The organism is uncultured Methanofollis sp. (assembly GCF_937919355.1).
Classification (GTDB): domain Archaea; phylum Halobacteriota; class Methanomicrobia; order Methanomicrobiales; family Methanofollaceae; genus Methanofollis.
Genome location: NZ_CALFSA010000151.1, coordinates 1 through 11,126, shown reverse-complemented (window position 1 = coordinate 11,126; position 11,126 = coordinate 1). Strand labels below are relative to the sequence as shown.

Annotated in this window: 11 protein-coding genes; 8 read left to right on the top strand and 3 right to left on the bottom strand. The window is 61.9% G+C overall.

Translation table 11 applies throughout. The annotated features are described in order from the left end of the window. Positions 1-9: 9 nt before the first annotated feature. The 3 genes from Q0520_RS07570 to Q0520_RS07560 are packed head-to-tail and all read right to left on the bottom strand — an operon-like array spanning position 10 to position 3,296. The gene (locus tag Q0520_RS07570) at positions 10-2,202 is read right to left on the bottom strand and encodes an elongation factor EF-2 (RefSeq protein ID WP_298668370.1); all 2,193 of its coding nucleotides are present in this window, start codon (positions 2,200-2,202) and stop codon (positions 10-12) included. A gap of 30 nt (positions 2,203-2,232) precedes the next feature. Continuing rightward, positions 2,233-2,865 carry a 30S ribosomal protein S7 gene (locus Q0520_RS07565; RefSeq protein ID WP_298668367.1) on the bottom strand — a complete coding sequence of 211 codons (633 nt, stop codon included), beginning with the start codon at positions 2,863-2,865 and terminating at the stop codon, positions 2,233-2,235. A 2-nt stretch (positions 2,866-2,867) separates the two neighbouring features. Next, entirely contained in the window at positions 2,868-3,296 is a 429-nt protein-coding gene (locus Q0520_RS07560; protein ID WP_298668364.1) for a 30S ribosomal protein S12, read from the bottom strand. Between the two features lie 166 nt (positions 3,297-3,462). Between Q0520_RS07560 and Q0520_RS07555 the strand changes: the two genes are divergently transcribed. The 8 genes from Q0520_RS07555 to sepS all read left to right on the top strand — a co-directional run. Then, positions 3,463-3,876 carry a 6-carboxytetrahydropterin synthase gene (locus Q0520_RS07555; protein WP_298668375.1) on the top strand — a complete coding sequence of 138 codons (414 nt, stop codon included), beginning with the start codon at positions 3,463-3,465 and terminating at the stop codon, positions 3,874-3,876. Further along, positions 3,863-4,477, top strand: a complete 615-nt coding sequence (locus tag Q0520_RS07550) for a radical SAM protein (protein ID WP_298668361.1) — start codon at positions 3,863-3,865, stop codon at positions 4,475-4,477. Before Q0520_RS07555 ends, Q0520_RS07550 begins: the two co-directional genes overlap by 14 nt. 2 nt (positions 4,478-4,479) lie before the next feature. Further along, positions 4,480-5,151 carry a 7-cyano-7-deazaguanine synthase QueC gene (gene queC, locus Q0520_RS07545; RefSeq protein WP_298668372.1) on the top strand — a complete coding sequence of 224 codons (672 nt, stop codon included), beginning with the start codon at positions 4,480-4,482 and terminating at the stop codon, positions 5,149-5,151. Continuing rightward, on the top strand, positions 5,148-5,669 hold the full coding sequence (locus Q0520_RS07540) for an NUDIX hydrolase (RefSeq protein WP_298668358.1): 522 nt from the start codon (positions 5,148-5,150) through the stop codon (positions 5,667-5,669). Before queC ends, Q0520_RS07540 begins: the two co-directional genes overlap by 4 nt. A gap of 138 nt (positions 5,670-5,807) precedes the next feature. After that, positions 5,808-7,091, top strand: coding sequence for a peptide chain release factor aRF-1 (prf1, locus tag Q0520_RS07535; protein WP_298668356.1), 1,284 nt, complete (start codon positions 5,808-5,810; stop codon positions 7,089-7,091). Then, positions 7,092-8,756 (top strand): arginine--tRNA ligase, encoded by a 1,665-nt coding sequence (gene argS / locus Q0520_RS07530; protein WP_298668353.1) that lies wholly within the window; start codon positions 7,092-7,094, stop codon positions 8,754-8,756. Then, complete coding sequence (twy1, locus tag Q0520_RS07525) at positions 8,737-9,666, top strand: 4-demethylwyosine synthase TYW1 (protein ID WP_298668351.1); 930 nt, start codon at positions 8,737-8,739, stop codon at positions 9,664-9,666. The genes argS and twy1 overlap by 20 nt, the downstream gene beginning before the upstream one ends. After that, a partial coding sequence (gene sepS, locus Q0520_RS07520; RefSeq protein ID WP_298668348.1) for an O-phosphoserine--tRNA ligase occupies positions 9,663-11,126 on the top strand: 1,464 nt, incomplete at its 3' end. The genes twy1 and sepS, both read left to right, overlap by 4 nt.

The window sequence follows — 11,126 nt, the reverse complement described above, 5'->3', positions numbered from 1 at the left end:
TCCCTCTACTCACGCCAGATAATCTTCCGGCCGCGGGATCTGGTCCTTCAGACCCTTCCTCTGCCGGATCGCCTTGACGACCTCGGGGAGGAGACCCTGCGGAACGACCTCGAACCCGGCGAACTCCGTGGACCACATCGCACGGCCCTCGGTCGCGGAACGGAGGTCACCGGCAAAGCCGAAGAGTTCGGCCACCGGCGCCTTTCCGGTCACGGTGATCGTGTCGCCCATGCTCTGCATGTCGAAGACCTGACCGCGGCGGCCCTGGATCTGACCGGTTGCGGCACCCATCTGGTCCATCGGGACCGTGATCTGGATCTTCTGCAGCGGCTCGAGGAGGGAGTCGCCCGCCATCAGGATACCGGCCTTCACCGCGGAACGGACCGCCGGAATGACCTGCGCCGGACCACGGTGGATCGCGTCCTCGTGGAGCTTCACATCGACGAGACGGACCTTCAGGTTCTGCACCTGTTCCTCGGCAAGCGGACCGCCTGCAATGGCCTCGCGCCAGCCGTCAAGGACAAGTTCCATCGTCTCGTTGAGGTACTGGATACCCTTCGTCACATCGAAGAACATGTTCGTGCCCTCGATGGCCTTGAGACCCTTCGCCTCTTCCTTGTCGATACCGGCCTTGATCAGGAGTTCACGCCTCTCAAGTTCAGGCATGTTCATCGTGATCTCGCCCTCCTTGATCATGCGGACGACCTCCTCGTTCAGGGGCTCAAGCTCAATAAAGAACCTGTTGTGGCGGTTCGGGGACTTGCCCTCGACCGGCCCGGCCGTCTTGGTCGGAGTCTCACGATACACGACGATCGGCGGGGAAGTGATGATCTCGACACCCTTGTCACGCTTGATACGACCGGTGATGATGTCCAGGTGGAGTTCACCCATACCCGAGATCAGGTGCTCGCCGGTCTCCTCGTTGATCGTGACGCGGACAGTCGGGTCTTCCTTCGCTACCTGCCTGAGCACGGTGACGAGCTTCGGGAGATCCTTCATGTTCTTCGCCTCGACGGCGACGGTCATGACAGGCTCGGAGTAGTGCTGGAGAGACTCGAACGGCATCATATCCATCCCCGAAGAGACGGTGGACCCGACGATAGCGTCCTTGAGACCGGTGACGGCCGCAATGTTGCCGGCGCAGAGAGTCTCGACCTCGAGCCTCTCAGGGCCCATGAAGATACCGACCTGCTGGATACGGTTCTCCCTGCCCGCGGTGCCGGAGATAAAGACCTCGTCGCCGCGGTGGAGCGTCCCGGAGAAGAGACGGCCGGTTGCGACCTCGCCAGCGTGCTGGTCGAAGGTGATGTCCGTGACCATCATCGCGATCGGGCCGTTCGGGTTGCAGTCGATCATCGACTTGCCGACCTCTGACTCGTAGTCCCCGTGCCAGATGATATGGACACGGCGGTCCTGTGCCTGGATGGGGTTCGGCAGGTGCTTGACGACCATGTCGAGAAGGACTTCATGGAGCGGACTCTTCTTTGCGAGAGTCTTCATGTCGCCGGAGCGGCAGAAGTTATAGACATCGCCGAAGTTCACGCCCGACTTCTTCATGTACGGGACAGAGATCGCCCAGTTGTACAGCGCGGAACCGAAAGCGACAGTGCCCTGTGCGGCGTCGAGCTTCCAGCCGTCGTTGTACATCTTCTCGTTCATGCCCTTGATGAGCTTGTTCACCTTGTCGATGACACGGCCGAGACGGATCTGCATCTCGGTGGCGTCGACCTTGATCTCGTTGATCAGGCGGTCCACCTTGTTGATGAACAGGACCGGCTTGACACCTTCCTTGAGGGCCTGACGGAGCACAGTCTCGGTCTGGGGCATGGTACCCTCGACGGCGTCCACGACGACGACCGCACCGTCCACCGCACGCATCGCACGGGTGACGTCGCCGCCGAAGTCAACGTGGCCAGGGGTGTCGATCATGTTGATGAGGTACTCCTGCCCGTTGTACTCGTGGACCATGGAGACGTTCGAGGCATCGATCGTGATGCCGCGTGCCTGCTCCTCCTCGTCGGAGTCCATGAAGAGCTGGTGACCGGCGAGTTCCTCGGAGATCATCCCGGCACCCGCAAGCAGGTTGTCGGAAAGGGTGGTCTTACCGTGGTCGATGTGTGCTACAATACCAATGTTGCGGATCCGGTCCGGCTTGTCCATCAGCTCGGTGACCCGCTCTACCATCTTTTTTCTTCGTGTCATGGGAGTGCCTCAGAACCAAAAAAAAGGGGGTTAGCGTGCAGCCTTTGCAACACGTTCGCGTTCTTCTTTCTTCGAGACGGAGAATGCCTTTGCGTCGCCCTTCGCCGCTGCGATCAGTTCGTCAGCAAGCACGTCGGATGCCAGGCGCTTGCTCTTGTGGGAACCGTTGTAGGTGGCGGTGGCGAGGAAGCCGAGTGCGGAGTCGACCCGGCGCTGCGGGGCGGTGTCGACCGACTTCGGGACATTGATGCCGCCGTACTTCAGGCGGACGGTCTCCTCGCGGGGACCGGCGTTGGCGATCGCGTCGACCAGGACCTGGACCGGGTTCTTCTTCGTCTTCTTGTTGACCCGCTCGAACGCGTCCTCGACGATCTTGATCGTGACCTGCTTCCTGCCGGTGTTGTGCTCGGTATGCATCATCTTGTTGATGAGGCGCTCGACAATGAGCATCTCACTCTTCGCAAACTGCTGCTGGGAGAGCTTGCCGCAGGAGTGCGGGACGATCATGGAGGTCAGGTTCACGTAGCGGACAAGGCCGGGGTCGGTGACCTGGACCTCGGAAAGGTCCCACTTGTTGAAAAGGAGACGCGGTACGCCGGCCTCCTTCTCCTCTACCTGTTCTACCTGTTCCTGGACAGGTGCTTCTGCTTCTTCGACCATCATGATCACCTGCGCGGCTTTTCTTTCCTGCCGAGGACCATTTCCTGGAGGCAGACATCGTTCACCTTGGTGACACAGAAACGGACACCAGGGATATCACCTTTCGACCGGCCGAGACGGCCACCGATACCTTCGATGGTGACCTCGTCGTGCTCGTCGATGAAGTTGATCGCACCGTCGCCAACGGCGAAGGCCGAGACCTGGCGGCCGTTCTTGATCAGCTGGACACGGACACACTTACGGATGGCCGAGTTCGGCTGCTTTGCTTCGACACCGACCTTCTCAAGGACGATGCCGCGGGCCTGCGGAGCACCCTCAAGGGGGTCGGACTTGATATCGAGCATCAGTTCGCGGCGCGCATAATTCGGGTCGCTCCACCGGGTGTTGTTGGCTTCACGCTTCAGCTTTCTCGCTGCAAATTTTCCCATTCCCATTGAATACCCTCTCTGAAGTAGATTTTCTCGGTGTGGATACTCCTCACTGTGGTATATACCAAAGCGCGGAATGAATTTATATATTGTCCATCACTCCGAAATCTGGTAGTATTCATGGGACGTCCACTATAATAATCTTATATCCTCTCCCGCCGAATAATGAATGATGGTCACCTGCATTTATAAGGAAACATACTTCGACGCAAGCCACCGCCTCCTCCATTACGAGGGGAAGTGCCACCGTCTCCACGGTCACCGGTGGAGGGTCGAGGTCTGGGTCAGGGGGACACCCGACGAGACGACCGGTATTCTCATCGACTTCAATGATATTAAAGAGGTCGTGGACCGGTTCGACCACCAGGTAATCCTCAACGAGGACGACCCGATGGCGGTCTGCCTGCGGCAGTTCCAGGACGTCGTGACCACCGTCGGCGACCCGACGAGCGAGGTGCTCGCCGTGGAGATCGCCGGCCTCATCAACGAGATGTGTGGCAGGGGCGGACGGGACGCCCACGTCGCAAAGATCCGGGTCTGGGAAGCCGAGACCTGCTACGCGGAGGTCACTGATGCGGATCTGTGAGGTCTTCTACTCCCTGCAGGGCGAGGGGACCCAGCAGGGCAGGCCGACGGCCTTCGTGAGGCTTGCCGGGTGCAACCTGACGTGCACCTGGTGCGACACGCCGCAGGCGCAGGACGCCGCAGCAGGGCAGGAGGTCGCAGTCGATCTCCTCCTCGACCATCTCTGGCGCAAAAAGTGCCGGACAATCTGTTTCACCGGCGGCGAACCTCTCCTCCAGATGGACGAGGTCGTCGAGGCCTGCCGGCGCCTCTCCGCAATGGACTATGCCGTCGGGATCGAGACGAACGGGACGGTGGACTTCAGGCCAGTCCAGCCCTTTGCCTCGGTCTGCATGGACGTGAAGTGCCCGTCTTCCGGGCAGAAGAGCGACCTCTCTCTCCTCCCCCACATCAGGGAGAACGACAGCGTGAAGTTTGTCGTCGGCACGAACGACGACATTGCGTACGTCGAGAAGGTCCTCAAACACTGCCCGGTCAAGGGCGAGGTCTTCATCTCGCCGGTGTACGGCGTGGACGAGAGGGCGATCGCACGCTGGGTCCTCGAGTCGGGTTTCCCGGTCCGTTTCCAGATCCAGCTCCACAAGTATCTCGAGATGAAATGAAGATGAAAGCAGTCTGCCTCCTTTCAGGCGGGATGGACTCGACCACCCTCGCCTATGTGGCAAAAGATATGGGCTACGAGATCCTCGCCCTCCACCTCAACTACGGCCAGTTGACCGAGAGAAAAGAACGCGAGTGCGCACGGACGGTCGCACGCCTCCTCGGGGCGAAGGAGTTCCTCGAAGTGGACGTCGGCTACTTCAGGCAGTTCGGGAAGAGCGCCCTGGTCGACGAGAAGGTCCCGGTGAACGACTTCAGGGAGAAACACACCGACGTCCCGAAGACCTACGTACCCTTCAGGAACGGGAACCTCCTTGCGATGGCGACGAGTTTTGCCGAGTCCCGCGACGCCGACGCCGTCTTCATCGGCGTGCAGACCTCGGACTTCTCGGGCTATCCCGACTGCCGCGAGGAGTTCATCCAGGCGTTCCAGCGTGCCGTCGACCTCGGCACGGCGCAGGAAAAACCGATCCGCCTGATGACCCCCTTCGTGCACCTGAACAAGACGGAGATCCTGGAAAAGGGCCTCGCCCTCGGGGTGCCGTACGAGCACACCTGGTCCTGCTACAGCAACAACGACGCCGCCTGCGGGGTCTGTGAGTCCTGCCATTTCAGGCTCGAGGCCTTCCGCGCCCTCGGCATCGAGGACCCGGTCCCGTACGAGGTGCGGCCGTGACCGAGATCTACAGGGGAAAGAGGCTCTCCGTCGAACTGAACAGGTACACCCTCCCGAACGGGAAGGAGAAGGAGAGGGTCGTCGTCAAGCCGGGAAACGCCGCGGTGATGCTCCCTATCGAGGGCGACGACTGTTACCTTGTGCGGCAATACCGCTTCGTCATCGGGGAGTACATCTATGAGGCGGCGGCAGGCACTCTCGAAGCAGGCGAGGAACCGATCGAGACGGCGCGGCGCGAACTCGTCGAGGAGTGCCGCCTCGCCGCCGGGGAGTTCATCCCGCGGGGGTTCATCTACACCTCGCCGGGGTTCACCGACGAGAGAGTCTACCTCTTCGAGGCCCGCGGGCTCACGCCGTCGCGGGAGTTCGACCCTGACGACGACGAGGTGATCGAGGTGGTGAAGGTGCCCCTCGCAGAGGCGGCGGCGATGTGTCATGACGGCCGGATCAACGACGCCAAGACCATCGCCATCCTCTGCCGGTGCCTGCACGAGAGGGCCCTGTCCGGCCCTCCCTGAAGACAGCGAATTCCCGTCCCGTGCAAAGGGACACATGGCGTCAACGCCGGGGTGGACACCCGCGCGATCGCCGTATGCGAGTGATTTATACGAATCTGAAGAGAACAAGTACTAGCTTTGGTGACTGGTGAACGAGAGATGACCGAAAACGCCGAAAATATGGTTGAGATGGACTCGGCGAGGCTGCGATACGAGTTCAAGAAGATGCTTGAACGCCTCGAAGCGAAGCAGGGAAGCGGCACCGAACTCATCTCCCTCTATATCCCCCCGGACAAGCAGATCTACGATGTGACGGCCCAGTTACGGGACGAGTTCGGGCAGTGCTCGAACATCAAGAGCAAACAGACCCGGACAAACGTCCAGAGCGCCATCTCTTCGATCCTCTCCCGTCTCAAATACTTCAAGACCCCCCCGGAAAGGGGCATGGCCATCTTCTGCGGGACGGTCAGCACGGTCGGCGACCGCACCGACCTCGAGTGCGAGATCGTCTACCCGCCCGAACCCATCAACCTCTACATGTACCGTTGCTCCTCCAACTTCGAACTCGAACCTCTCAAGGAGATGCTCGAGGAAAAGGAGGTCTACGGTCTCCTGGTCATCGACAGGCGAGAGGCGTACTGGGGGTTCCTGCGGGGCAACAGGATCGAACCTGTCAACGGCGCCACCTCCATGGTGCCGGGGAAACAGCGCAAAGGCGGTCAGTCGTCGGTGCGTTTCCAGCGTCTCCGCCTCATTGCCATCAACGAGTTCTACAAGAAGGTCGGCGACCGCTCAAGCGAGGCCTTCCTTGCAGAGAAAGACTTCTTCCAGCGTTTCCAGGGGCTCCTGATCGGCGGACCGTCGCCGACGAAAGAGGAGTTCAACGAGGGCGGGTACCTCCACCACGAGGTCCAGAAGCGTGTCCTCGGGCTCTTCGACGTCGCCTACACGAACGAGAGCGGGCTTGCCGAACTCGTCGACAATGCACAGGACGCCCTGAAAGGTGTCGAGGTCATCAAGGAGAAAGAGGTGATGAACCACTTCCTCAAGGAACTCGTCAAGGACGACGGCGTCGCCGCCTACGGCGAGGAGAGTGTGCGAAAGAACCTCGAACACGGATCGGTCGACACGCTCATCCTCTCCGACCGCCTGCGCGAGTCCCGCCTGAAGATCATGTGCGGGAACTGCGGATACAGCGAGGAGAAGACGGTGAAGACCGAACCCGGCAAGACGACAAAGGACATCGACCTCGGGAACTGCCCGAAGTGCAGTTCGCCCCTCCAGATCGAGGAAGAGGTCGATATCATCGAGGAAATGACGACCCTCGCCGACCAGAGCGGGACGAAGGTGGAGATCATCTCGGACGACTTCGAAGAGGGTTCGATGCTCTACTCGGCTTTCGGCGGGATTGCAGCGGTCCTCAGGTACAGGACGGGATACTGAATGTTTCTTGAAACCTACAGGCAGATAGAAGAGGCGCTCCGGGCGTGCACCGGAGAAGAGGCAGTCGAACTCATGGACGGCGGGGAACACGCGGACTTTGCGACGACCATTGCCTTCTCCCTCGCGAAGAAGCAGAGGAAGTCGCCGATGGCCATTGCGACCGACCTTGCGGTGCGGCTTGGAGAGAGCCTTGCCGACGCCGGTATCACGGTCGAGACGAAGGGGCCGTACATCAACTTCCACGTGAGCGCCGCATACGTCGAGGAAGCGGTCAGGGAAGCGCTGAAGCCGGGCTACGGGGAACTCCCGGCCCGGACTGAGAGGGTGGTCCTGGAGCACACGAGCGCGAACCCGAACGGGCCCCTCCACGTCGGCCACATCAGGAACTCGATCATCGGCGACACTCTCGCACGCTGTTTCAGGAAGGCGGGGTATCCCCTTGAGGTCGAGTACTACGTGAACGATATGGGCCGCCAGATCGCCATCGTCTCCTGGGGCTTCGACCATGTCCCGAAGGAGCGTCTTGACGGCGAGAAGGAGGACCACCACATCGCCCGCGTCTATATCGCCGCAAACCGCGAGATCGAGAAAGACCCCGCGATCACCGGCGAGGTCGACCGCCTGATGCAACTCATCGAGAAGGGCGACCCGGCGACGCAGAAGAAGTTCCGCGAGGTCGTCTCCCACTGTCTCGAAGGTTTCAAGGTGACGATGGGCAACCTCAACGTCGTCCACGACCGCTTTGTCTGGGAGTCGGACTTCGTGCGGAACGGCGACATGGACAGGGTTATCGAGAGGATCGAGCGCCTGCCCGAGGCGAAGCACGAGGGCACGCTCTCCGTCGACCTGACCGAGTGCGGGTTCGAGAAGGACTACGTGATCCGCCGGTCCGACGGGACGTCGGTCTACGCGGCCCGCGACCTTGCCTTCCACACCTGGAAGGGCCGGAACTTCGACCGGGTGATCGACGTGCTGGGCGCCGACCACAAACTCATCGCCTCGCAGCTCCAGTGCACCCTGAAACTCCTCGGCGAGAAGGCGCCTGAGATCATCATCTTCGAGTTCGTCTCCCTCCCCGAGGGCTCGATGTCGACGCGGGCCGGCAAGTTCATCTCCGCCGACGAACTCGTCGCCGAGGTGACGAACAAGGCCTTCGCCGAGGTCTCGGAGAGGAGGCCGGAACTCCCGCAGGAAAAGCGGGAGGAGATCGCCCGTGCAGTGGCGGTCGCCGCCATCCGCTACGATATCGTGAAGATCTCGCCGGAGAAGTCGACGGTCTTCGACTGGAAGGAGGCCCTGAACTTCGAGCGCCAGAGCGGGCCGTACATCCAGTACTCCCATGCCCGCGCCTGCTCAATCCTGGAGAAGGCGGGGGCCTTCGACGAGGCCTTTACGTACACGGACGAGCACGAGGTCGCCCTTGCAAAGCAGATCGCACGCTTCCCGGCGGTGGTCGACCAGGTGGTCCGCGAACTCCGGCCCCACCTCCTCGCCACCTATGCCCGCGACCTTGCCGACCAGTTCAACTCCTTCTACCGCTACGTGCCTGTGCTGAAGAGCGAGGGGGAGACGCGGGCGAGCAGGCTCACCCTTGTGAAGGCGGCGCAGAACACGCTGAAGGAATCACTCGAAACCCTTGGTATCGATGCGATCTCCACGATGTGAGGACGCACGGGGAGCCCTGCGGAAGCAGGGTTACCAGTTTTTTTCTCCCGACGCCACGGCGGCCGTGAAGCCGTGCATGTGGAACAAGCGGGCCCTGAAGGGCGGCGAGATGTGCTACAAGCACCAGTTCTACGGGATCGAGAGTCACCGCTGCGTCCAGATGACCCCGACCCTCCGCTGCAACCAGCGCTGTCTCTTCTGCTGGCGGTCCTTCGAGCACGACGTCGAGGCCGAGCGCGAGTGCACGCCGGCGGAGATCCTCGGGCGTGTCCGCGACCTCCAGAAGAGGGCGCTCTCGGGCTACAAGGTCTCGCAATATGTTACGCACGACCGTTTTGCCGAGGCCCTCGACCCGACGATGGTGGCGATCTCCCTCTCGGGCGAACCGACGTTGTATTCGGGTCTGCCCGAGATGATCGACCTCTTCAACGCCGAGGGGTTCACCACCTTCCTGGTCTCGAACGGGACGCGGCCGGACGTCCTCGCCCGCTGTCACCCCTTCCAGACCTACGTCTCCCTGGACGCCCCCGACGAGGAGACCTACCTCCCCCTCTGCAACCCGGAGGAGGAGGGGTCGTGGGAGCGAATCCAGCAGAGCCTCGGACTCCTCTCAGGCCGGAGATCGGCGGTCAGGACGACTATCGTCAAGGGTATCAACGATATCGACCCGGCGGGGTACGCCGAACAGTACGAGGCGTCGGGCGCACGCTTTATTGAGATCAAGGGATACATGTACCTCGGGTACAGCAGGAACCGCCTGTCGCAGGAGAACATGCCGGCGCACGAGGATGTCCGCCGCTTTGCGGAGGAGGTCGCCGGGCACTGCACCAGGTACAGGATTGCGGACGAAAGCCCCATATCCAGGGTCGTCCTGATGGAGAGAACAGAGAGAGGGGATGAAGCAGAATGAGATTTGATCCAGAAGAAAGGAAGGAACTGTCGAGAAAGGACTTTGAAGCGGCATGGCACCGGGGCCCGGAGGTGCTGACGCCGCCGGCCTTTGCGGAGACGTACCCGCGGAAGGTCTACAGGCGTGCGGCGCCGCACCCGATCGCGGAGACGATCGAGAGGCTCCGCCAGGTGTATCTCTCGATGGGCTTTGACGAGGCCCGCGTGCCGGTGATGATCGAGGAGTCGGACGTCTACCGGCAGTTCGGCCCTGAGGCGAGTGCGGTCCTGGACCGGGTCTTCTATCTCGGCGGCCTGCCGCGGCCGAATATCGGGATCTCAGACCGCCAGATGGAGCAGGTGATGGCGATGATCGGGGCCGAGTACGCCGAGGCGCCGGTGACGGCGGCGGAGGCGAAGGAGAAACTCCAGACGATCTTCCACGCCTACAAGAAGGCTGAGATCGACGGCGACGAACTGACCCACGAGGTCGCGGGGTCTCTCGCGGTCGACGACGGTCTGGTGGTCCGCATCCTGGACGCGGTCTTCCCTGAGTTCAAGAGTCTGGAGCCCGAGTCCTCGCACATGACTCTCCGTTCCCACATGACGAGCGGGTGGTTCCTCTCTCTCGGGTCGATGTGGGAGCACTACGCCCACCCGATCCGTCTCTTCTCGATCGACCGCTGTTTCCGCCGGGAGCAGGAGGAGGGGCCGACGCGGTTGATGACTTACCACTCGGCCTCCTGCGTCGTGGCGGGCGAGGACGTCACGATCGAGGACGGGAAGGCGGTCTCGGAGGCTCTCCTCTCGGCCTTCGGCTTCACGGACTTCCAGTTCCGCCCGGACGAGAAGAGGTCGAAGTATTACATCCCCGACACCCAGACAGAGGTCTATGCGAAGCACCCGGAGATCGGGTGGGTGGAGGTCGCCACCTTCGGCATGTACTCGCCCTCGGCACTCGGCGAGTACGGTGTCGGCGTGCCTGTCATGAACCTGGGCCTCGGGGTCGAGCGCCTGGCGATGATCCTCTACAAGGCGAACGACGTCCGCAAACTGACGTACCCGCAGTTCTTCCCCCGCACTCTCACCGACCGCGAGGTGGCGGCGGCGATCGGTCTCAGGGAGGAGCCGCGGACTGCCGAGGGGCGGCGGCTTGTCGGCTCGATCACGGCGGCGGCGACGGCGAATGCCACGGCGGTGGGGCCGTGCTCGTTTGTCGCCTTTGAAGGCGAGTTCGCGGGGAAGAACCTCCGGGTCTTCGTGGAAGAACCCGAGGAGAACTCGAAACTCTGCGGCCCGGCGACCTTCAACGAGGTCTTCGTGCAGGACGGCAAGGTGCTCGGCGTCCCCGACACCGAGAAGTTCGCGGACGTGCGGGCGAATGGGGCCCCGACCGGGATCTCGTATCTCCTGGCGGCGGCAAACCTGGCGGCGGCACGGATCGAGGAGGCGGCGAGGGTCAGCGAGGGTGTTACCGTCCAG